This window comes from Planctomyces sp. SH-PL62, assembly GCF_001610895.1.
Classification (GTDB): domain Bacteria; phylum Planctomycetota; class Planctomycetia; order Isosphaerales; family Isosphaeraceae; genus Paludisphaera.
This window is the reverse complement of sequence record NZ_CP011273.1, coordinates 2,967,989-2,990,586: the sequence shown is the minus strand read 5'-3', so window position 1 is coordinate 2,990,586 and position 22,598 is coordinate 2,967,989. Positions and strand designations below refer to the sequence as shown.

The following is a 22,598-nucleotide window of genomic DNA, read 5'->3' as shown; positions in this document are numbered from 1 at the left end:
CCATTAGATTCTAGCAAGCGTGCGTCGGCGACGGCTGGGATCGACGAGGAAGGACGGGCGCGTGGAGCGTGCGGCGGGGGCGAAACGAGGGCGGGGCCTGCGGCTGGCCTGTGCGGCGGTCGCGCTGGCGTGCGCGGCGGCCGGCTGCGGCGGCGGCGAGACGTCGACGCCGGACTTGGTCTGGGGCGTCCACGGCACGAAGCCCGGCTGGCTGCACAAGCCCCGGGTCGCGGCCTTCGACGCCGAGGACCACCTCTACCTCGCCGACCTCACCGACCGGATCCAGGTCTTCGACCGCGACGGCAACTACCTGCGGGGCTGGCGCACGCCCGACCTGAACGTCGACGGCCCCAGCGGACTGACCGTCGACCGCCACGGCCGGCTGCTCGTGGCCGACACCCACTTCTACCGAGTCCTGGTGTACGACGCGCAGGGCGAATTGCTGTTCCAGATCGGCGACGGCGTGCAGGGGACGACCCCCGGCCGGTTCGGTTACCCGACCGACGTGGTGATCGACAAGGCGGGGAACTTCTACATCTCGGAGTACGGCGAGAACGACCGCATCCAGGTCTTCTCTCCCGAGGGGAAGTGGCTGCGGCAGTGGGGGGGGCACGGCTACGAGCCCGGCGAGTTCCTCCGCCCCCGCGCCCTGGCGATCGACGAGGACGACCGGATCTACGTGGCCGACAGCTGCAACCACCGCATCCAGGTCTTCGACGTCGAGGGGAAGCTCCTGAAGGCGTGGGGGACGCGGGGCGAGGGGCTCGGCCAGATGAGCTATCCTTACGACCTGTCGCTGGCCCCCGACGGCGCCCTGATCGTCTGCGAGTACGGCAACAGCCGCGTCCAGAAGTTCACCCGCGACGGGCGGGCGCTGGCGACCTGGGGCCGGCCCGGCCGGGGGCCCGGCGAGTTGTACAACCCCTGGGCGCTGGCGGTCGACTCCCGCGGCGGCGTCTCGGTGATCGACTCGAACAATCATCGCGTGCAACGGTTCAGGATGTGAACGACGGGGCGTCCGCCGATCGCGGGGCGCCTCGAAACTCGAACGGAGGGCGCGCGGAGGATGCTGGGCAACCTCTCGATCAGCTTCGGCCGACCCTTGTGGCTGGTCCTCATCCCGCTGATCCTGGTCCCCCTGATCGCGATGGGCCGCGGCGGCCTGTCGGGCATGGGCCGGGGCCGTCGGGCGCTGGCGATCCTGCTCCGCGCGGGGGTCGTGACGCTGATCGTCCTGGCCCTGGCCGAGCTGCAGTCGGTGCGGCGGTCGGACCGGCTGACGACCATGTTCCTGATCGACGCCTCGCAGAGCATCCCCCGCGAGCAGGAGAAGGCCGCCCTGGAGTACGCGGCCGAGGCGTCCCGGGCGCGCCGGAAGGACGACCTGGCGGGGGTCGTGGTCTTCGGTGCGAGCCCGCGCGTCGAGGTCCCCCCCGCCCCCAGCGAGCTGAACCTGCTGGGGATCGAGTCGTCGATCGACGCCGAGAACACGGACGTCGCCGCCGCGCTCAAGCTGGCGCTGGCCTCGTTCCCGGAGGACACGGCGCGGCGGGTGGTGATCCTCTCCGACGGCAATGAGAACCGCGGTTCCCTGCTGGAGCAGGCCCTGGCCGCCAAAGCGCTGGGCGTCCAGGTGGATGTGGTCCCGATCGAGTACAGATACGATCGCGAGGTGCTCGTCGAGAAGGTTTCGATCCCCCCCGACGTGAAGAAGGGGGAGACGGTCAACATCAACGTCGTCGTCCGCGCCAGCGAGCCCGCCGCCGGCTCGCTCCAGGTCTTCCAGAAGGCCGACGGCCACACCGGCGTCGCCGTCGGCAACGAGAAGCCCACGCGCGTGGAGCTCAAGCGCGGGATCAACGTCTTCACGCTCAAACAGTTGATCACGGAACCGAATTTCTACACGTTCGTCGCCGAGTTCACCCCCGACGCCGGCGGCGGCGACCGCCGGGCGATCAACAACGTGGCCGAGGGCTTCACCCACGCCCGCGGCAAGGCCCAGGTCCTCCTGATCGAGGGGACCGCGGGCGAGCACGTCGAGCTGGTGCAGGCCCTGCGCGAGAAGGAGATCGAGGTCCGGACGCTGACCGCCCCCCGGATCGACGGCTCCGGCGGCGTCGGCGGCGACCCGCTGCCGACCGACGTCGCCCAGCTCCGGCCGTTCGACTGCGTGATCCTCGCCAACGTCCCCAAGGAGGCGTTCACGGAGAGCCAGCACCAGCTCCTGGCCTCCAACTGCCACGACCTGGGCGCGGGGCTGATCATGCTGGGGGGCCGCGACAGCTTCGGCGCCGGCGGCTGGATGAACACGCCCGTCGAGAAGGCCCTGCCGGTCGACATGCAGATCAAGGCGCTCAAGGTCCAGGGCCTCGGCGCGATGGTCCTGATCATGCACGCCAGCGAGATCCCCGAGGGGAACTACTGGCAGAAGGTCGTCGCCAAGGCGGCCATCAACGCGCTTTCCACCTATGATTACGCCGGCATGCTCCACTGGGAGGGCCAGGAGGCCTGGCTCTTCTCGCTGCGGGCGATCGGCCCCGGCCGGTCGAGCATGCTCCGCGCCATCGACCGCATGACCCCCGGCGACATGCCCGACTTCGACCCCTCGCTCGTCAAGGCGATGAACGGCCTGAACGCCGTCCGCGACGCCATGTCCAAGCACATCGTCATCATCAGCGACGGCGACCCCACCCCTCCCACGCCGGGCGTGCTGAACCGGCTCGCCCAGAGCAAGATCACGGTGACCTCGGTCCTGACCGCCGCCCACGGCGCCGACCCGGGGGCGCAGTCGGTCATGCAGAACATCGCCCGACGCACCAAGGGGCGGTTCTACAACGTCACCAACCCCAGGGCCCTGCCCCAGATCTACCAGAAGGAAGCCCGGACGATCTCGCGGCCCTTGATCTTCGAGCAGGAGGCCCCCTGGCTCCCCCGGCTCCAGAGCCCGATCACCGAGCCCGTCATGGGCCTGGACGCCGTCCCGCCGATCACGGGCCTGGTGCTGACGAGCCTGAAGGAGAACGAGCTGGTCGAGGCCCCGATCCTCTCGCCGCTGCCCGGCGGGCAGGTCAATCCGGTGCTCGCCCACTGGACCTACGGCCTGGGCCGATCCGTGGCGTTCACCTCCGACGCCGGCCGCCGATGGGCCAAGGCCTGGCCCGACTGGGAGAACTACGCCGCGTTCTGGTCGCAGGTCGTCCGCTGGGCCATGCGGCCCGCCGAGCAAGGCGAGTTGACCATGACCGTCCGCCGCGAGGAAGGCCGGATCAAGGTCGTCGTCGACGCGCTCGACAAGGACGACCAGTTCCTCAACTTCCTCCAGATCCAGGGGAACATCGTCGACCCCGACCTCAAGGCGGCGCCGCTCACCCTCAGCCAGACCGCCCCCGGCCGGTACGAGGCGACCATCGAAAACGCCGACCGACGCGGCAACTACTTCGTGAATCTCGGCTACCGGGGCGCGAACAAGACCCAGGGGGTCATCTCCAGCGGCGTCTCCGTCCCCTACTCCGACGAGTACCGCGAGCTGCGCTCCAATCCGACGACCCTCCAGACCGCCGCCAGCCTGACCGACGGCCGCGAGGTGACGTGGAAGACCGCCCCCGACGGCCGCATCGACCTGGCCCGCACCCTCGACGGCGTCGACCACTTCCGACGCGATCCGGGCCTGGTGATCCCCCGGGCCTTCCGCCCGCTCTGGCCCGTGCTGCTCTGGTCCGCCGCCCTGCTCTTCCTGGGCGACGTGGCCGTGCGGCGGATCGCCGTCGACGTCGGCCGCGTCCGCCGCAAGCTGGCCGAGGGCTGGCGGAAGCTCCGCGGCGAGGAGCCCGAGGCCCGCACCGACTACCTCGACCAGCTCAGGAGCCGCAAGGCCGAGGTCGCCGAACAGCTCGATCGCTCCCGCTTCGCCAACCAGTTCCAGGACTCCGAAGCGCCCCCGCCCGCCGAGGGCGCCGCCGCCCCGCCCGCTTCCAGCCCCGCCGCCGACCGCCCCCGTCCCGACCGCCCCGCCGCGAGCCCATCCGACCCCGGCCTCGCCCCCGAGGCCCCCAAGCCCGAGGAGGCCGGCTACACCAGCCGGCTCCTCAAGGCCAAGAAAAAGGTCTGGGAGGAGCGGGAGAAGGACGACGACAAGGATCAAGGGGGCAAGAAATGACACCTAATGTGACCCGGCCCACCACGCGCGACGTAGGAAGCCAAGACCCCCGGATGGCGGGATGCGAATCGCTGGTGCAGGGGCTCGATTCGGGCGATCCGAAAATCATCCGCCAGGCCGCATTAGACCTGGCCGACTCGGGGTGCCTTGAAGCCGTGCCTCGCCTGCTTCAGATGTTTGCCGCGGGAGACCTCGCCACGATGGGCGCCCTCGCCTACGCCCTGGGAGAACTGCACGTCCAGGAGGCCAAACCTCGGCTGCTGGAACTCATGAAGGATGTCAGGACCAGAGGCTCGCGGGGCAGTCTCATGTACGCCCTGATGAATCTGAACTGCAACGACGACTACGACGACATCCTCGAATTCACGCACGACGACGTCTGGGAGGTGCGGCAGAAGGCCCTGATCATCCTCGACGATATTGCACCCTTCCAAAACACGGCCGCCTTGATCTCGGGTCGCGTCAGGTTGCTCACGAGGCTTGAAGACGCTTCCCTGCACGACGAGGCCAGATCGCATCTCGCGGAGGCCGTCGAAGCTCATGACGTCGAGTTGCTCACGCGCGAGGACCGGAAGCAGGAAGACAGCAAGAATTCAGACCAAAAGACGTGAACTTGAAAGCGATTCTCTTCCTCGTAACGAAGAGGATCGGGTTGATTGCGGAACCGCCCGATGTCACCGACGAACGGAAGCCAGAAATTGACGAGGGAAGAGCTGATCGCGATCGTCCAGAGGCTCCTGGCTGGGGAGGAAACCTCCGAGGCTGAGCAGGACGCGCGCCTGGAGATCCTCAACGAGCACTTCGAGCACCCCGCCCCCTCGGACCTCCTGTTCTGGCCCGACGACGTGCCGGGCTTCGGCAAGGAGTCCCCGACGGCGGAGGAGATCGTGGACTTCGGGCTGTCCTACCAACGACGCCTCATCCCGCGCGAGGAGCTGATCAAGCTCGTGCAGGCCAACATGGAAAGCTACAACGGCTGGATGACTCAGCTCAACGCCGATCAGTTCTACCTGATGAGCGAGAACCTCAAGGGCTATGAGGTCAACCACCTCTGCCTCTGGGGCCGGAGGCGCGGCTTGGGCGCCGACGAGCTGGTCGATCTGGCGCTGAGCGGCGGCCTCCATTCCGACCCCGACTTCCAGGAAAGCCTGGCGGCGACGAGGCCGGATGAGGATCACGGCGCCGACGTCGAGGAGACGCGGGATCGAGACGGACTCATGAGCTTGCCGAGCGAACGCCTGGATTCTCAGGGTAACGACGAAAGGAGCCCCGCCGATGGCTGACGAAGCGACCGCGAACGGGTCGGACATGGAGGCGCGGGCCCAGGAGTTCCGCGACCGCTATATCCAGGTGAAGTCCGAGATCGGCAAGGTGATCGTCGGCCACGACGAGATCGTGCACGGCGTGTTGACCTGCCTGTTCGTCGGCGGCCACGCGCTGCTGGAAGGCGTGCCGGGCCTGGGCAAGACGCTGCTCGTGCGCACGCTGGCCGACGCCCTCTCGCTCGACTTCAACCGGATCCAATTCACGCCCGACCTGATGCCGGCCGACGTGATCGGGACCAACATGGTAGCCGAGACCTCCGAGGGCCGGCGGATGTTCGAATTCCAGCGCGGGCCGATCTTCTCCCAGATCGTCCTGGCCGACGAGATCAACCGCGCCACGCCCAAGACCCAGTCGGCCCTGCTGGAGGCCATGCAAGAGCACTCCGTCACCGTGGGCGGGACGATGCACCGGCTCAAGGAGCCGTTCTTCGTCATGGCCACGCAGAACCCCATCGAGCAGGAGGGGACGTACCCCTTGCCCGAGGCCCAGCTCGACCGCTTCCTGTTCAAGCTCGTCGTCGGCTACTCCACCCGCGACGAGCTGGCGACGATCCTCGACCGCACGACCCGACGAGCCAACCCGAAAGCCGAGAAGGTCCTCGACGGCGACGACCTGATCCGATTCCAGCAACTCGTCCGCGAGGTCGTCATCGCCCCCCACGTCCAGGACTACGCCATTCGACTGGCGTTGGCGACCCACCCCGAAGGCCCGTTCGCCGCCGCCGTCACCAACCAGTACGTCCGCTGGGGGAGCAGCCCGCGCGGCGTCCAGACCCTCGTCCTGGCGGCCAAGGTGCGCGCCCTGCTCGACGGACGGTACAATGTCTCTTTCGAAGACCTCCGCCGGGTGTACCTCCCCGCCCTCCGCCACCGAGTCCTCCTCAACTTCGAGGCCCAGGCCGAAGGGATCGCCCCCGACGAGGTCCTCCTGAAAATCCTCGACTCCGTCCCCGAGAAGGCCGAGGTCGCCGTGACGGCCTGAATCCTTCCCCCCGGTGGGGGAAGGAGAGACCAGGACGAACTCATCGAGCCGCCGCCATGCACGACGTTTACGACCCGCCGACGATGCCGGAGATCGACTGGGAGGAGCCCGGGCGCGAGCCGTTGATCGTCTCGCGGGGGGACGTCGTCTGCTTGGTTTCGCTCTGCGCGGCCTTGTTCGTCGCGGGGGCGTTCTTCTGGCGGAGCGAGCCGATCCTGGCCTTGCTCGCGGCGGGGGCGGGTTCGCTGGTGGTGATGGAAAGCTGGCTCACGGCGCTGGCGTTCTTCCACCGCAGCCCGCCGCTGGGCCTGAAGGCTCGCTGGACGGTCTTCCTGGCCGCGATCCTCCCCTGGATCGTGGGCGTGGCCGCGGCCGTCGGGTTCCTGCTGGCCCTGTTCTGGATTTCGGATCGCTTCCTGCCGCTCTAACGTGACGATCCGACCCGCGAGGGACCGGGAGGCCCCGCCCATGCCCGCCGATTCCGGCTCGACCTCGACCGCCCGGACGCCGCTCCTGGACCCGGAGTTCCTCCACAAGCTGGAGCAACTCGAGCTGGTCAGCCGCAAGATCATCGTCGGGCGGCTCAAGGGGGAGCGCAAGAGCCGGCGGAAAGGGACCTCGGTGGAGTTCGCCGAGCACCGCCAGTACGCCCCCGGCGACGACCTCCGGCACATCGACTGGAACGCCTTCGGCCGGCTCGACCGCCTGTTCCTCAAGCTGTTCCTGGAGGAAGAGGACCTACACGTCCACACGCTCGTCGACTCCAGCCTGTCGATGGGCTTCGGCGAGCCGACCAAGCTGCACTACGCCAAGCAGGTGGCCGCGGCCCTGGCGTTCATCGGCCTGGTGAACAACGATCGGATCATCCTGGAGACCTTCGCCTCGCGGCTCCAGGCGGGCGTCCCCAACGTCCGGGGGCGGTCCCAGATGTGGCGGATCGTCCAGTACCTGGAGCGGCTGGAGCCCTCCGGCGAGAGCGACCTCACCGCCGCCGCCCGCGACTTCGCCATCAAGCAGGGGGGCAAGGGGGTCGTCGTCGTCATCTCCGACTTCCTCGACAAGCGGGGATATGAGGATGCCCTGCGATACCTGCTGGCGCGGAGGATGGACGTCTTCGTCATCCACGTCCTGAGCCGGGAGGAAGTCGAGCCCGAGCTGGTGGGCGACCTCCGACTCGTCGACTGCGAGGACGACGAGGAGGCCGACGTCACCATCAGCGCCCCGCTCCTGAAGCGGTACAAGGAGAACCTCGACGCCTTCGTCGGAGGCCTCCGCGACTACTGCACCAAACGCGGGATCACCTACGTCTTCACCACCAACCAGTACCCCTTCGAGAAACTCGTGCTGAACTATCTGCGCGAGCGCGGACTCCTCAAATGAATCGCTTCTGGATCACGAACCCCCTGGTTTTCTACTCGCTCGGCGGCCTGCTCGTCGCCTACGTCCTCTACACCATGATCGTCCGGCGCAAGGGAGAACGCCCCGGCCACGCGGGACGCGAACCGGAGTTGTAACCCTAAAGCCCTTCCCCCGCGAGGGGGGAAGGACGACCTTCGATCCATCAGCTTCCCCCCCGACGACCGATGCGAGGGGGCCCACCACGACTTCCAAGGAGGCCGCGGGATGCCGGGGAACCTGTTCAGCCGCCTGGGGTCGCTCCAGTTCAGCCCGCCGCTGGGATGGCCGGCGTGGGGGGCGCTCGCCCTGGTCCCGCTCGGGATCATCGCGCTCTACTTCCTCAAACTGAGGCGGCGGTCGGTGCCGGTCGCCAGCACCTTGCTCTGGCGCAAGAGCCTCGAGGATCTGCACGTCAACAGCCTGTTTCAGCGGCTCCGGCGCAACCTGCTCCTGTTCCTGCAACTCCTGGTCGCGGCCCTGGCGATGCTCGCGCTGACGGGCCCGCAGATGAAGGGGGCCGGCGGCCAGGGCCGGCGGTTCGTGCTCCTGATCGATGCCTCGGCCAGCATGTCGGCCGTCGACGACGCCGACGGTCCCAGCCGGCTCGACAAGGCGAAGGACGAGGCCCGCAAGGTCGTCCGCGACATGCAAGGGGACGACCTGGCGATGGTCGTCTCATTCGCCGACTCGGCCCGCGTCGTCTCCAACTACAGCGGCGACAAGCGGCTCCTCCTGCAACGGATCGACGCCGTCGCGCCGACGCAGGGGACCACGTCGCTCCGCGAGGCGCTCCAGGTCGCGGCCGGGCTGGCGAACCCGTCGAAGCAGATCGGCGAGGGCGTGGTCGCCACGTCCCAGACCACCCCCAAGCTGTTCATCTACACCGACGGCGGCTTCCCGGACGTCGAGGGCTTCAGCCTGGGGAACCTGGAGCCCGAGGTCGTCGTCGTCGGCCCCCCTCCCCCGCCCTACTCGCCCCCCGCCGACGATTCCCCCCCGGCCGATCGGGCCGGGGCCGGCGCGAACGGCGACCCTTCGGACAATGTCGCGATCGTCGCCTTGCAGTCCCGCCCGATCGAGGAGAAGGCCGACCTCCACCAGGTCTTCGGCAGGGTGCGCAACTACCGCGCCGAGCCCGTGACGACCGAGGCCCAGCTCGTCCGCAAGCGGCTCGACAAGCCCGGCGACGACGGGGGCCTGGTCGACGCCGTGGCGCTGGAGATCCCCGCGCGGGGCGAGCAGGCGTTCCAGTTCGACGTCCCCGAGCCGGGCGTCGCGGCGTTCGAGGTCCGGTTGACGGGGAAGGACGCCCTGGCGGTCGACGACCGGGCGTTCGTGGTCGTCGGCGACGCTCGCAAGGCCCGCGTCCTCGTCGTCTCGGCGAACGACCGCTACCTGATCGACGCCTTCAACACGCCGACCCTCGTCGAGAAGACCGAGGCGACGATCCTCACGCCCGAGGAAGCGAAGGGAGAGGCCGTCGTCCGCGACCTCAAGGGGGGGCGGTACGACCTCGTCGTCTTCGACGGCTGGCGGCCCGACGAGCCCCCGGAATCCAACGCCCTGTACTTCGGCGTCTTCCCCCCCGGCCCCGCCTACGAGGGTGCGAAGCCCGTCGAGAACCCGGCGATCCTCGACTGGGACGTGAGCCACCCCCTGATGCAGTACGTCCGCGACCTTTCGCTGGTGTACGTCGCCAGGGCCCGCGTGGTCGACCCCCTCCCCCCTTCGGCCGTCCCCTTGATCGAGGGGGACGCCGGCGCCCTGGCCTTCGTCGTCCCGCGTGGAGGGTTCCTCGACGCCGTGATCGCCTTCCCCCTCATCGACGGCCAGACGCCGAACACCACCTGGTTCCGCTACATCAGCTTCCCCCTGTTTTTGTTCAACGCGGTGCAAACCCTGGGCGGGACCCAGGGGGGCGAGGCCGCCGCGCTCGCGAGCCCGAACCGGCCGGTGGTCGTCCGCGCCGAGACGGCCGAGCGGACGATCCGGGTCGCCCCGCCGGACGGCTCCGCGCCCAGGACGATCGAGCGGAACACCCAGGGCGCCTTCGTCGACGACGCCGTCGCGACGACCGGCCTGTACGAGGCCCGGTGGACCGGCGGCGCGTCGCCGTTCGCCGTCAACCTGTTCGACCCCCGCGAGAGCGATCTCGCCACCCGCGGCCTCGTCCCCGCCGGCGCCCCCGAATCCCGCGTCGAGGCGTACAAGATCAAGATCGGCTACACCCCCGTCGAGGGCGCCGGCACCGTTCCCGACGCCCGCCGCGACTGGTGGAAGCTCGCCGCGCTCGCCGCCCTCGGCGTCCTGGTCGTCGAATGGTACGTCTACAATCGGCGGGTCTACATCTGATCGGCGACCGTGGGGTTCGGCTCGCCTCAGGCGCTCGGCCGGGCGAGGAAGTCCTCGAGGGCCTCCCGGACGGCCTCGTCCCGGGCGAGCCCGACGTACCTGGCGATGGCGGCTTCGCGGGCGGCTTCGGGGCCTCGGGCGAGGTCGATCTCGATCACCTCGAGGATCGCGGCCGGGGCCTCGGGGAAGTCGATGGAGTGTCGATCGAGCTTGGCCCGCGCGAAGTCCAGCTCCTCGGCCCAGGCGTCGACCGTGAAGGGGCGCTCGGCGGGAGCCTCGGCGGAGAGGGTCTCGACCAGCCGTTCCGGCTCCTCGGCCGAGATCAGCCGCGAGACGACCCCCTGCGATCGCGCCTGGAGGAAGCCGATCGGGACGCCGAACAGGAGCAACTCCAGCGCGTCCTTGGGTGCGAGCAGACGGGGGAGGTGCTCGATCGCGCCCCAACCGGGGATCAGGCCCAGGCGGACCTGGGGCAGCCCGAGTTGCAGCGGCACGCTCGTCGCAAGGGCCACGCGGTGGCGGCAGGCCAGGGCCAGCTCCAGGCCGCCGCCGAGGCAGGCCCCGTGGAGGACCGCCGTGGTCGCCGGCCCCAGCCGCATCAGGCGGTCCAGCACCTCGGTCCCTCGCCGCATCAGGGCCTCGACCTCCGCCCCCGAGGGGGCGTCGTGGATCAGCCGCAGATCGGTCCCCCCGCAGAAGCCGGCCGGCTTGGCGCTACGGATCAAGACCCCCTGGACCGAGGAGTCCTCCTCGACCTCCGCGAGCCGCTCATCCAGTTCGTCGAGCGCCGGCCGGTCCAGGATGTTCAGATCACGGCCCGGCTGCTCGAACCACAGGGTCCAGACGCCGTCGCCGTCGCGGTCCCATCGCCAGGCCGTCTCGCGCCCTTCGTCGGTCATGGTTTTCGCCTCATGGGATGGTTAGGATCGTGGGACGGGGATTTTTCCGAGAGGGCCGCGACGTGACAAGGAGCGACGGACCAATGACCGCGCCAAGCCGGATCACCGAGGAGTTGACGGCCGCGCTGGGGGCCCTGCTCGGCGCGGCCCTAGGATATTACACGTTCCAGTGGCTCTACCACCGGGGATTCTACGGGATGATGATCCCCGGCGCCCTGCTGGGCCTGGGTTGCAGCCTGGCGAGCCGGAGGCCCTCGCACGCCCGCGGCGTCGCCTGCGCGGCCGCCGCGTTCGCCCTGGCCCTGTTCGTCGAATGGAAGTTCTTCCCCTTCCGCGACGACCCGAGCTTCCGCCACTTCCTCACCAGGCTCCCCGACCTGAAGGGCGTCACGATCCTGATGATCGCCGCCGGGGCGGGGTTCGCCTACTGGCTCGGCCGGGACGCGGGCGGCGATCGATTCCGCCGAGCCGCGCCCGGGGCTGAATAAGCCGTCTCGACAATCTGCGTTTCGGCCCGAGGACGGGTCGGCCTCGAACAAAAAGGACCCAGGTCGATGGCGATCGAAACGGTCGGGCGGAACACGGAGGCGGGAGCGACCGGCCCGACGCACTCGCATGGAGGAGTGGTCCGGGCCCTGTTCGCCGGCGAATTCCCCGCCTGGGCGTTCTTCCCCCACCCCGCGCCGGTCGATCTCGCCGCCGCCGAGGACTCGCGGCGCGACGGCCCGGTCGTCGGCTTCTGTCGAGTGATGGAACTCCGGAGCCTCGACCCCGAGGGCGAGGGCTGGCGGACCGTCGCGGAGCGAGTCGCGGGGGCCGACGCGTTCGCCGACCGCCCCGGCCTGGCGCGCGTCCTCGCGGCCTCCTGGGGCCTCGGGCTGGCGCAGGCCCGGCTCGCGGCGGCCGTCGCGAAGGTCCGGGGCGACGAGCGCCTCGCCCGCTCCCCCCGCGCCGGGGCCGCCCTCGCCCGGCTCGCCGCCGGGTCGTACGCGCTGAGGGCTTCGACCGTCGCGGCGGCCTCGTGGCTCGATCGGGGGGTCGCCGACGCGGTCGACACGGCCTTCCTGGGACCGTTCGTCTCCCGGATCGATGCGCCGGCGATCCACGACGAAACGACCGACGAGGCCCTGGATCTCCTCGCGGCCGGCGGCCTGGGCGACGCCGATCCCTCGCCCGGCGGCGCCGGCCCTTCGGCCCCGTTCTGGCCGACGCTCGCCGCCCACATCCGCCGGAGTCTGGCCCGCTCGGCCTCGCCGCCGCGAGTCCCCGTGGCGACCCCGATGCTCCGGCCCTTCGGCGAGGCCCTGTCGCGGCGGACCTCCCATCTCGGCCGGGTCGTCGAGCGCATCGGCGCCCGCGATCGCCATGACGAATCCTTCCGCGATCGCGTCGCCCTCGCGGCCGTCGAGCTCATCGCCTCCGCCTGCACGCTCGCCCGCCTCGATGCGGCCTCGGCCCGGCCCGACGAGCAGGCCGTCGCCGAGCTGTTCCTCCACGAGAGCGGCCGACGCTTCGACGAGGCCCTCCGCTCCATCGCCCGCGACCCGGACCGCGAGGCCGTCGAGGCCGGCCGACTCGTCCTCCGCCGATCCCCCCGGACCTGAGGGCGACCATGCAGGGACGACGAGCCCACGAGACCTCGACGTCAGGGATCGCCCCCCGCGATGGCCCGCTTCATCATCCCTTCCCCCCTCGCGGGGAAGGGATCATTTCAGCGACATCCGATCATGAAATAGAAACCCGATCCGACGCCCCACGCGAAAGGACCGAATCCGCTCATGAACCGATTCCCGCGCGTCGCCGCGATCGCCGTCCTCCTCGGAGCCTCAGCACGACCGATGAAAGCCGAAGAACCCGCCAGGCCGTTCCCGTATCCCGAGGCCCCGAAGTCCGACACGGTCGACGTCTACCACGGCGTGAAGATCGCCGATCCGTATCGGCCGCTGGAGGACCCCGACTCGGACGTCACCCGCGCCTGGGTGGAGGCCGAGAACGCGATCACCAATGGGTTCCTCGGGTCGATCCCCCAGCGCGAGGGCCTCCACGCCCGCGTGACCGAGCTTTGGGACTACGAGAAGTTCAGCCCCCCCGGCAAGAAGGGGGGCAAGTACTTCTACACCCACAACACGGGCCTCCAGAACCAGGGGGTCCTGTTCGTCCTCGACGCGATCGACGCCGAGCCCCGCGCTCTGCTGGACCCCAACACGCTCTCGGCCGACGGCACCGTCGCCCTGGCCGGGACCGTCGCCAGCGACGACGGCCGGCTCCTGGCCTTCGGGATCGCCGAGGCCGGGTCGGACTGGAACGTCTGGAAGGTCCGCGACGTGGCCGCCGGCAAGGACCTGGACGACGAGCTGCGCTGGATCAAGTTCTCCTCGGCCGTCTGGACGCCCGATCACAAGGGCTTCTTCTACGGCCGCTTCCCCGCGCCCGAGCCGGGTCAGGACCTCAAGGGGGCGAACTACTACCAGAAGGTCTACCTGCACCGGGTCGGCACGCCCCAGGATCAGGATACGTTGATCTGGGAGGACCCCGAGCACAAGGAATGGGAGGCCACGCCGACCGTCAGCGACGACGGCGCGTACCTCGTGCTGACGCTCCACAAAGGGACCGACGCCAAGTACCGCGTGCTCTACCGGCCGCTCGACGCGACCGACGCGAAGCCGACCCACCTCGTCGGCGAGTTCGAGGCCGAGTACGACTTCCTCGACAACGACGGCCCCGTCTTCTGGTTCAAGACCAACAAGGACGCCGAGCGCGGGCGGGTCGTCGCCATCGACGTCCGCGACCCGAAGCCCGAGAAGTGGGTCGAGCTGATCCCCGAGGCCGAGGAGACCCTGGAAAGCGTCGACGTCGTCGGCGATCGCTTCATCGCCAGCTACCTGAAGGACGCCCACACCGTCGTCCGCGTCTTCGACCTCTCCGGCAAGCACCTCCGCGACGTCGACCTGCCGGGCCTCGGCACCGCGTCGGGCTTCTCCGGCAAGCGGAAGGACGGGGAGACGTTCTACGCTTTCACCTCCTACACCACCCCCGCCACCATCTACCGCTACGACGTCGAGACCGGCGCGAGCACCCCCTGGCGCAAGCCCGCCCTGAAGTTCGACCCCGACGCCTACGAGACCGTCCAGGTCTTCTACCCGAGCAAGGACGGGACGAAGATCCCCATGTTCCTGACGGGCAAGAAGGGGATCCGGAAGGACGGCTCGAACCCGACCCTGCTCTACGGCTACGGCGGCTTCAACATCCCGCTGACGCCGGGCTTCAGCCCCTCCGCCCTGACCTGGATGGAGATGGGGGGCCTGTACGCCGTGGCCAACCTCCGCGGCGGCGGCGAGTACGGCGAGAGCTGGCACCAGGGGGGGACGAAGCTCGCCAAGCAGAACGTCTTCGACGACTTCATCGCGGCGGCCGAATGGCTCATCGCGGAAAAGTATACCAATTCGTCGAAGCTTGCGATCTCGGGCCGGTCGAACGGCGGCCTGCTCGTCGGCGCCTGCATGACCCAGCGCCCGGACCTCTTCGGCGCGTGCCTGCCGGGCGTCGGCGTGCTCGACATGCTCCGGTTCCACAAGTTCACCATCGGCTGGGCCTGGGTCGACGACTACGGCTCGTCCGACGACCCCGATGAGTTCAAGGCGCTCCACGCCTACAGCCCGCTGCACAACGTCAAGCCGGGGACCTGCTACCCGCCGACGATGGTCACCACGGCCGACCACGACGACCGCGTCGTCCCCGCCCACAGCTTCAAGTTCGCCGCCGCCCTTCAGGCCGCACAGGCGTGCGACAACCCCGTGCTGATCCGCATCGAGACCAAGGCCGGCCACGGCGCCGGCAAGCCCACCGCCAAGGTCATCGAGGAGGCCGCCGACCAGTGGGCCTTCCTCGTCAAGGTCCTGAACGTCGAGGTCAAGCCGTGAGCGACGAGGAACCGAAGCCCCTCGAATCCCCTCCCGACGCGGCGGCGGCGGAGCCCGACGCAGCGGAGCCCGACGCGGCGGCGGAGCCCGTCGCGGCGCGGAGCCCGACGCGGCGGCGGAGCCCGTCGCGGCCGCGGAGCCCGACGCGGCGGCGGAGCCCGTCGCGGCCGCGGAGCCCGACGCGGCGGCGGAGCCCGTCGCGGCCGCGGAGCCCGACGCGGCGGCGGAGCCCGTCGCGGCCGCGGAGCCCGACGCGGCGGCGGAGCCCGTCGCGGCCGCGGAGCCCGACGCGGCGGCGGAGCCCGTCGCGGCCGCGGAGCCCGACGCGGCGGCCGTCGTCCCGCCGCCGGCCGCACGCCCGCGCGGCTGGCGGGACGGCCTGCGCGACCTGGGGCGGGGGCTGGAGTTCGGGGCCTGGTTGCCGGCCCTGGTCTCCGTGCCGGCGGCCTGCCTGCTCGTGGGCGGGTCGCTCGCGACGCTCCCCTACGCCGGGCTGACGCGCGGGGCGGTCGTCGGCCTGCTCGCGTTCGTCGGCCGCTGGGTGGGGATCTGCGCGTGGCTGAGCTTCCTCGTCGCCGTGCCGGCGGGCGCGGTCGTGTGGCTGGGCCGGGGCGTCGCCTCGCGACTGGGCTGGCCGGGCCGCGGCACGGCGGACCGGCGGCGCCGCCGACGCCTGCGCTGGGCCTTCGCGGCGGGGCTGGGCGCGGTCGGCCTCGTAGCGGGGATCGCGGGCGGGAGCTACCTGATCCGCTATTCGTTCCGCAACGCGGAGGAGGCCGTCGCCGAGACCGACGCCCTCGATCCCGACTGGCGGCTCGACGACCTGATGGCGACCCGCGAGGAGGTCCCCGACGACGAGAACTCGGCCATGATCGTCGCCGATGTCGTCGACCTGCTCCCCGAGGGATGGCCCCAGAAGCCCTCCCGAGAGCCCGGCCTTCCCGAGGCCGAGACCGACGGACCGCTGGACGCGGCGACCGCCCTGGAGCGGGCGGAGGAGGCCGAGGAGTCGCGAAGCCTCCCCGAGGATGTGGCGACCGCCATCGGCGACGAGTTGGACACGCTCGCCGAGGAGGTGGAGATGGCGCGCGAGGTCGCCGACTACGAACGCGGCCGCCACGAGTTGGAACTCGGCCCGATCCTGATCGACACGCTGCTGCCCGAGACCCAGGCCGCCCGCGGCGTGGCCCGGCTGCTCCGTGCCGACGCACTCGTGTCGGCCCACGACGGCACCATCGACGAGGCGCTCGACTCCTGCCGCGCCATCCTCGGCGTCGCCCGATCGATCGGCGACGAACCCTTCGCCATCAGCCAGCTCGTCCGAACCGCGATCGACGTCCTGGCCGTGCAGACCGCCCGTCGGGCGCTCGCCCAGGGCGAGGCGTCCGACGAGGCCCTCGCCGCGCTCCAGGACCTGATCCTCGACGAGTACGACCGGCCCCGCCTCCGCTACGCCCTGCGCGGCGAGCGCGCCATCCTGTTCGAAGTGATCCGGCGGGTCGCCGAGGGCGAGCTGCCGTTCGAGGCCCTCGCCGGTGCGAAGGGGCCCGACGGCGGCCCGCCCCCGGTCCGTTCGCTGAGCGGCCTCACGATCGTGGGGGGCTGGTATCAGACGTCGGTCGCGCTGCGCTGGTTCAACGAGCTGATCGCGATCCCGGACCTCCCCGAAGAGGAGTGGCGAGACGCCCTGGCGGCGTACAAGGCCCGCGTCGAGGCCGTCAAGGAGTCGCGGCTCGGGCCCTACATCGCGACGCTCCCGCTGCTCATGATGCCCGCCGCGTCCGCCATCCTCGACACCGAACTGCGGGTCCGCGCCGAGCTGGGGTCGGCGGCCGTCCTCGTCGCCGCCGAGCGCCAACGCCGGGCGACCGGGGCGTGGCCCGCGTCGGCCGCCGAGATCGACGACGAATTCCTAAACGCCGGCGCGCCGCTCGATCCCTACACCGGCGAACCCTTCCGCATGGAACACGTCGACGGACTCCTCCACGTCTATTCGATCGGCCCCAACCTCAGGGACGAGCACGGCTCGTACGACCCGAAGAAGTGGGGGCGGTTCGAGGCCGACGACGACGTGGGGACCGTCGGCTACGACCCCGAGCTGCGCGGGCGGCCCCCCCGGGCCGACGCCGAAACCGCGAACGGGGCGGCCCCGCCTTGACGCCAAGGCCCGACCGGTGATATCTTTACCTGTAGGTCCAGATTTCCGATTCGAGGTGTCGGGGCCGAGGAGGATTCGCCGGGACGGGACGTCCGGGCCGGCGGGTCGGCTCCGCCCCGCTTGAGCGAAGGCTCGACGCCGCTGGTCGGGCCTGAAGGACGATTCCCAATGGCGACGATCTCGCTCCCCATCCTGGACGGGCCGCCCCCCGCGCCCGATTCGGGCTTCACGGCCGGTTCGGCCGTCACCGCCGCGACGATGATCCCGGATCTGCTGCGGGTCCATCCCGAGGCTCGGGCCGTGCTCGACCGCTACGGCCTTCGGGGCTGCGGCGGGCGGCTCGGCCCGTATGAGACGCTCGGCTTCTTCGCGAGGGCGCACGGGGTGGAGCAGGATCGGCTGATGCGTGAGCTGGCCGAGGCGGTCGGGCGCGGGCTGCCGGCGGGAGGGCTGGTCGAGGAGCCCGCGAGCGTCGCCGACGCGATCTACGCCCGCTTCTTCCTCGCGGGGATCGTCATGGTCCTCTCGGCCGGGGCCACCTGGGGGGCCTGGCTGCTCTGGAACATCGGCCTGAGCGGCTCATTCCAGGCGAACGCGCTCCAGAGCGTCAACGCGCACGGCATGGTGCAGATTTCCGGCTGGGTGGGCCTGTTCATCATGGGCTTCGCCTACCAGGCGTTCCCCAGGTTCTGGCACACGAGCCTGGCGGCGCCCCGGCTGGCCGTCGCGGTCTTCGGGGCCATGATCGTCGGCATCGCGACCCAGGCTTTCGGGATGGTCGCGATGGGAGACTCCTCCCTGGCCGCGATCGTGGCGACGGCCGGCGCCGGCTTGCAGGCGGCGGCGACGGCGACCTTCGCCGCGCAGATCCTGGCGACCTTCCGCCGCTCCGGCGCGCGGTTCGAGCCCTACGTCGGGTTCGTGACGGCGGCGCTGGCGTGGTTCGTCGCGGCGACGATCATGAGCGGCTGGCACACCTGGACGACGATGACCGCCCCGGACGAGGCGTCGCTGGTCTGGTACGTCGCGACCTACCAGGCCCCCCTGCGCGACTTGCAGGTCCACGGGCTCGCCCTGTTCATGATCCTGGGCGTCTCCATCCGCATGCTCCCGGCGCTCTTCGGCGCCCCCCGCGTCGAGGACCGCCGGGCCTGGACGGCCCTCGGGCTCCTGACCGCCGCCGTGCTCGGCGAGGTCGCCCTCTTCCTGACCTACCGACTGACCGGGAACCACGTCCTGGCGGCGGGCCTGATGCTCCCCTGGCTGATGCTCGCGGCGGGGGCCGCCCTGGTGGTCCTCCCCTGGCGGCCCTGGCGGCCCTTCCCGGAACACGACCGCGTTTGCAAGTTCGTGCGGGCGGCTTACGGCTGGCTCGCGGTCTCGATCGCGATGCTCGCCCTGTTGCCGGCCTACCAGGCGGCCAGCGGCCTGCCGTTCAGCCACGCCTATTACGGGGCGATCCGCCACGCCGCCACGGTCGGATTCGTCTCCCTGATGATCATGGGCTTCGCCGCCAAGGCCGTGCCGACGCTCACCGGCGTGGACTCGCGCGGCCTGTCGAGCCTCTGGGGCCCGTTCCTCCTGGTCAACGCCGGCTGCTGCCTCCGAGTCGTCACCCAGACGCTGACCGACTGGTCGCCGGCCCCTTACGCCGTCATCGGCGTCAGCGGGACCATGGAAGTCGCCGGGCTGGCCTGGTGGGGATTCGGCATCGCGTCCCTGATCCTCTCCCGTCGCGACGGCGAAGCTCGACACGATCGCGTCGCCGCCCCCGCGCCCGACCGGATCGACGGGGGTCATCATCCGGCCGACGTCCTGGACTGGTTCCCCGAGACCGCGCCGGTCTTCGATCGCTTCGGCCTGACCCCGCTTCGCAGCGCGGCCCTGCGTCGGACGATCGGCCGCCGCGTGACGCTGAACCAGGCGGCCCGGCTCCACGGGATCTCCCCCGAGGAGTTGACCCTCGCCCTGAACGACGCCCGTCGCTGAGGCGGCTTCGGCACGGCGGGCGCGCGGAGCGTCCGCCTTCGCCGATCGCGGGGTTTCAGGATTCGGGCCGGGGCGCGGGTTCGGGCTGGAGGTCGGGGGGGTCGGCCTCGGCGCGGTTGGTCTGGATGTGGAGGGCCTGTTCGACGGCTTCCATCAGGCGGTCGGAGCGGAAGGGCTTGTACAGGACGGTTTGCAGGCCCTCCTGGCGGGCCTTGACGATGGAGTGGGTGGGGTCGTAGCCGAAGCCGGTCATGAGGATGACCGGGGTCTCGGGCCGGACCTCGCGGAGCCGCTTGTAGATGGCGTAGCCGTCCATGTCGGGGAGGCGGATGTCGGCCAGGGCGGCCGAGTACGACTCCTGGCGGGCGAGCGCGACGGCCTCGCGGGCGTCGCGCGCCGTCTCGACGACGGCGCCCTGGATGCCCAGCAGGTGGTGGGCCGAGCGGCGGATGGCCTCGTCGGCGTCGACCACCAGGATTCGGGCCCCGGCGAGCCGCGCGGCGGGGGGCGTCGCGACCCGGTTGGCGGGGGGCGGGGCGATCGTCGAGCCGACCTTCTGGATGATGCCGCGGATCTCTCGGGCGCGGTAGAGGAGGTGGCGGAGCCGGGCGATGACGTCCTCGTCGTGGCCGGCGTAGCGGTCCAGCACCGTGACGGCGTCGGTGATCACGTCGTCGAGCGGCAGGGCGACCTCGCGGCTGATCGCCTGGACCGAGGCGCTGGCGGTGCTCGCCTTCTCGGCCTGGAGCAGCTCCAGCGTGTTCAGGGCCGAGGCCACGTTGCGGCCGTAGATCTCCAGGAACTGACGGTCGCGATCGTCGAACGAGTCGGGATGGGGACTCTCGACGTTCAGCGTGCCGATGACGTTGCCGTGGTAGACCAGGGGGACGGTCAGCGAGCTCCGGGCGTTCTCCGCCCCCTCGATGTAGAACGGGTCCTTGGTCGTGTCCGGACAGAGGTAGCTCTGGCCGGTGGCCGCCACCAGGCCGGTCACCCCCTGCCCCTCCTTGCCCGCCAGGAGCTCGCGGCCGGCGGCCAACGGGGTCATCCCTTCGGTCAAGAGCGGGATCAGTCGGCCGCTGCCCCGGTCCAGCAGGCGGATCTCCATGAAGTCCAGGCCCATCAGGTCCTTCATGTGCCGCGCGATGTTGTACTTGAGGAGGTCGGTCCGCTCCTCGGCCCCCATCTCCGACAGCTCCTCGGGCGTCAGGTCGGCCAGCTCGTCGCCGGCCTGGGCGATGGCGTTGACCTTGAGCTGCTGCTGGGCCTCGTCGGTGATCTCGCGGGTCAGGGCGATCAGGTGGGTCAGGACGTGGCGGGCGTCGAAGACCGGCGTGACCGTGACCTTCAGGTACCGGTTGTTGCGGATCTTCAGGACCGTGCTCGACGGCGACCGCGTGGCGACCGCCGTCGTGAACGGACAGGGCTCCGGCCCGAGGATCTCGGACTCGGCGAAGGCCTGGTAGAACCGCGTGCCGACCGTCGAATCGGGGCCGGACGTGAACGAGACGAACTCGGGGTTCGCCCAGATGATCCGCAGGTCCGGGTCGACCACCGCCACGCCGTCGGCGATCGCGTCGAGGATCTCCTCCGCCTGGATGATCATCCCCACCCAACGCGCCGCGGAGAGCTGCGAGGCGTCGACGTACACCCCCTCGAACCGGTTGTCGCGCAGCAGCGCGAGGGCCTTGGAGATCGAGCGGACCGAGACGAGCTCGACGGTGTCTCCCAGCGCGTCGAGGACCGCCTTGCCGTGCGACGCTTCCCGCTCGATGACAAGCACGCGAGGCTTCTCGGCCACGTTGGTCAACCCAATGGTTCTAGACGGAGGAGAGAGGACTCTGCGGCGGGGCCGGCGACGCGATCGGGGCCTGGGCGTCCGTGCGGGCGATCCCCAGCCATCCTAATCCCGGGCCCTCCCGCGGGCAAGCCGCAGCCGCTAGACTGGACGGCGACCCACGAAGCCCCGACGAGGAGGAGATCCCACCATGCGAGCCACCCAACGCCTGACCGCCGCCTACGGCGCCCTGCTCGTGATCGACGTCCAGGAGAAGCTCGTCGCCGCCGTCGCCGACGGCCCGAAGGTCGTCGCCAACACCCTCCGCCTGATCCGAGGCGCGAAGCTCCTCGACGTCGCCGTCCAGGGGACCGAGCAGTACCCCAAGGGCCTGGGACCGACCTCCCCCCCGATCGCCGAGCTGATCCCCGAACGCGCCTCCAAGATGACGTTCGCCTGCTGCTCCGTCCCGCAGATCCTGGAGCAATACTACGGCCGACTGACCCGCCACGTGACCCTCGCCGGCCTCGAAGCCCACGTCTGCGTCGCCCAGACCGCCCTGGACCTCATCGACCTGGGCTTCCGCGTCCAGGTCCCCGCCGACGCCGTCGCCAGCCGGAACCCCTTCGACCGCGACGTCGCCCTCCGCCGCCTGGAATCCGCCGGCGCCGTCATCTCCACCACCGAAGCCGTCCTCTTCGAATGGTGCGCCACCGCCGACCGCCCCGAATTCAAGGCCCTCAGCGCCCTGGTCAAGGAACCCGCCTGACCCGCCAGGCCCCAGCCCCCCACCTTCGATCTTCCGGGTCGCGCCCGATTCGCTGCCCCCAGCCTTGACATGCAACCCAAAGGTTGCATAATCTCCGCATGGTCGACGACCACGACAAGGTCTTCAAGGCCCTGGCCGACGCCTCCCGCCGCCTGCTCCTGGATCGGCTCCACGCCGAGAACGGGCAGACGCTCGGATCGCTGTGCGCCCACTTGAAGATGACCCGGCAGGCCGTCACCAAGCACCTGGCCGTGCTGGAGGAAGCCAGGCTGATCGCCGTCGTGTGGCAGGGCCGGGAGAAGCTCCACTACCTGAACCCGGTGCCGATCCACGAGATCGCCGAGCGGTGGATCAAGAAGTTCGAACGCGGTCGGCTCCAGGCGCTGGCCGACCTCAAGAAGCGACTGGAGGAAGGGGCCGATGGCTGACCTGACGTCGGAAAGCACGGTGTACGTCACCTACATCGCGGCCAGCCCGGAGAAGGTGTGGGCGGCGCTCACCTCCAGCGAGTTCACCACCCGGTACTTCTTCGGCCGCGCCATGGAGTCCGACTGGAAGGCCGGCTCGCCGTGGTTGCTCCGCACGCCGGCGGGCGCGGTGGACGTGGAGGGCCTGGTCCGGGCGAGCGACCCGCCGCGCAAGCTCGTCCTCGGCTGGAGGGTGACCGCCCACCCGGACCTGCCCGAGTGCGTCGTGACCTACGAGATCGAGCCGGTCGGCGAAGGTGCGGTCCGGCTCACCATGACCGAGGCCCACCCGACCCCGATCCCCCCCACCTTCTCGACGGCGGCCGCCGCGGCTGGCCCATGATCCTGTCCGGGTTGAAGACCTTGCTCGAGACGGGCGGGCCGCTCAACCTGACCTCCCCCCAAC

General features: G+C 70.5%; 19 protein-coding genes. 17 read left to right on the top strand and 2 right to left on the bottom strand.

The window, feature by feature from the left end; all coding sequences use genetic code 11:
* Positions 1-61 precede the first annotated feature (61 nt).
* The 9 genes from VT85_RS11580 to VT85_RS11545 all read left to right on the top strand — a co-directional run bounded on the left by VT85_RS11580 (position 62) and on the right by VT85_RS11545 (position 10,213).
* Positions 62-1,006 carry an NHL repeat-containing protein gene (locus VT85_RS11580; RefSeq protein ID WP_068414929.1) on the top strand — a complete coding sequence of 315 codons (945 nt, stop codon included), beginning with the start codon at positions 62-64 and terminating at the stop codon, positions 1,004-1,006.
* A 60-nt stretch (positions 1,007-1,066) separates the two neighbouring features.
* Entirely contained in the window at positions 1,067-4,156 is a 3,090-nt protein-coding gene (locus tag VT85_RS11575; protein WP_068414927.1) for a VWA domain-containing protein, read from the top strand.
* 8 nt (positions 4,157-4,164) lie between these two features.
* A complete protein-coding gene (locus tag VT85_RS11570) occupies positions 4,165-4,767 on the top strand; it encodes a HEAT repeat domain-containing protein (RefSeq protein WP_156512817.1) in 603 nt (200 codons plus the stop codon).
* A gap of 60 nt (positions 4,768-4,827) precedes the next feature.
* A complete protein-coding gene (locus VT85_RS11565; RefSeq protein ID WP_068414920.1) occupies positions 4,828-5,439 on the top strand; it encodes a bacteriocin immunity protein in 612 nt (203 codons plus the stop codon).
* Complete coding sequence (locus VT85_RS11560; protein ID WP_068414917.1) at positions 5,432-6,463, top strand: AAA family ATPase; 1,032 nt, start codon at positions 5,432-5,434, stop codon at positions 6,461-6,463. The genes VT85_RS11565 and VT85_RS11560 overlap by 8 nt, the downstream gene beginning before the upstream one ends.
* A 56-nt stretch (positions 6,464-6,519) precedes the next feature.
* The gene (locus VT85_RS11555) at positions 6,520-6,891 is read left to right on the top strand and encodes a hypothetical protein (RefSeq protein ID WP_068414914.1); all 372 of its coding nucleotides are present in this window, start codon (positions 6,520-6,522) and stop codon (positions 6,889-6,891) included.
* Positions 6,892-6,931: 40 nt separating this feature from the next.
* Positions 6,932-7,843 carry a DUF58 domain-containing protein gene (locus VT85_RS11550; RefSeq protein ID WP_068421859.1) on the top strand — a complete coding sequence of 304 codons (912 nt, stop codon included), beginning with the start codon at positions 6,932-6,934 and terminating at the stop codon, positions 7,841-7,843.
* A complete protein-coding gene (locus tag VT85_RS28450; protein WP_197491230.1) occupies positions 7,840-7,977 on the top strand; it encodes a hypothetical protein in 138 nt (45 codons plus the stop codon). The genes VT85_RS11550 and VT85_RS28450 overlap by 4 nt, the downstream gene beginning before the upstream one ends.
* Before the next feature lie 109 nt (positions 7,978-8,086).
* On the top strand, positions 8,087-10,213 hold the full coding sequence (locus tag VT85_RS11545; protein ID WP_068414911.1) for a vWA domain-containing protein: 2,127 nt from the start codon (positions 8,087-8,089) through the stop codon (positions 10,211-10,213).
* A gap of 26 nt (positions 10,214-10,239) precedes the next feature.
* On the opposite strand, the gene VT85_RS11540 is transcribed toward VT85_RS11545, so the two are convergent.
* The gene (locus VT85_RS11540; RefSeq protein WP_068414908.1) at positions 10,240-11,112 is read right to left on the bottom strand and encodes an enoyl-CoA hydratase-related protein; all 873 of its coding nucleotides are present in this window, start codon (positions 11,110-11,112) and stop codon (positions 10,240-10,242) included.
* A gap of 83 nt (positions 11,113-11,195) precedes the next feature.
* On the opposite strand from VT85_RS11540, the gene VT85_RS11535 reads away from it, so the two are divergent.
* The 5 genes from VT85_RS11535 (at position 11,196) to VT85_RS11515 (ending at position 19,179) form a co-directional block, all read left to right on the top strand.
* The gene (locus VT85_RS11535) at positions 11,196-11,600 is read left to right on the top strand and encodes a hypothetical protein (RefSeq protein WP_068414905.1); all 405 of its coding nucleotides are present in this window, start codon (positions 11,196-11,198) and stop codon (positions 11,598-11,600) included.
* A 66-nt stretch (positions 11,601-11,666) separates the two neighbouring features.
* A complete protein-coding gene (locus VT85_RS11530; protein WP_068414902.1) occupies positions 11,667-12,716 on the top strand; it encodes a hypothetical protein in 1,050 nt (349 codons plus the stop codon).
* 234 nt (positions 12,717-12,950) lie between these two features.
* The gene (locus VT85_RS11525; RefSeq protein ID WP_068421857.1) at positions 12,951-15,032 is read left to right on the top strand and encodes a prolyl oligopeptidase family serine peptidase; all 2,082 of its coding nucleotides are present in this window, start codon (positions 12,951-12,953) and stop codon (positions 15,030-15,032) included.
* Between the two features lie 418 nt (positions 15,033-15,450).
* Positions 15,451-17,190: a hypothetical protein gene (locus tag VT85_RS11520; RefSeq protein ID WP_068414899.1), complete on the top strand. Its 1,740-nt coding sequence runs from the start codon at positions 15,451-15,453 to the stop codon at positions 17,188-17,190.
* Between the two features lie 168 nt (positions 17,191-17,358).
* Positions 17,359-19,179: a DUF1858 domain-containing protein gene (locus tag VT85_RS11515; protein WP_068414898.1), complete on the top strand. Its 1,821-nt coding sequence runs from the start codon at positions 17,359-17,361 to the stop codon at positions 19,177-19,179.
* A 55-nt stretch (positions 19,180-19,234) separates the two neighbouring features.
* Here the strand turns inward: VT85_RS11515 and VT85_RS11510 are convergent, their stop codons facing one another.
* Positions 19,235-20,962, bottom strand: coding sequence for a response regulator (locus tag VT85_RS11510; RefSeq protein ID WP_068421852.1), 1,728 nt, complete (start codon positions 20,960-20,962; stop codon positions 19,235-19,237).
* A 205-nt stretch (positions 20,963-21,167) separates the two neighbouring features.
* On the opposite strand from VT85_RS11510, the gene VT85_RS11505 reads away from it, so the two are divergent.
* From VT85_RS11505 to VT85_RS11495, 3 genes are all read left to right on the top strand, one after another.
* On the top strand, positions 21,168-21,725 hold the full coding sequence (locus VT85_RS11505; RefSeq protein ID WP_068414897.1) for an isochorismatase family protein: 558 nt from the start codon (positions 21,168-21,170) through the stop codon (positions 21,723-21,725).
* 98 nt (positions 21,726-21,823) lie between these two features.
* Entirely contained in the window at positions 21,824-22,153 is a 330-nt protein-coding gene (locus VT85_RS11500) for an ArsR/SmtB family transcription factor (protein WP_068414894.1), read from the top strand.
* Complete coding sequence (locus VT85_RS11495; protein ID WP_197491229.1) at positions 22,146-22,535, top strand: SRPBCC domain-containing protein; 390 nt, start codon at positions 22,146-22,148, stop codon at positions 22,533-22,535. Before VT85_RS11500 ends, VT85_RS11495 begins: the two co-directional genes overlap by 8 nt.
* The last annotated feature ends 63 nt before the right edge of the window (positions 22,536-22,598 follow it).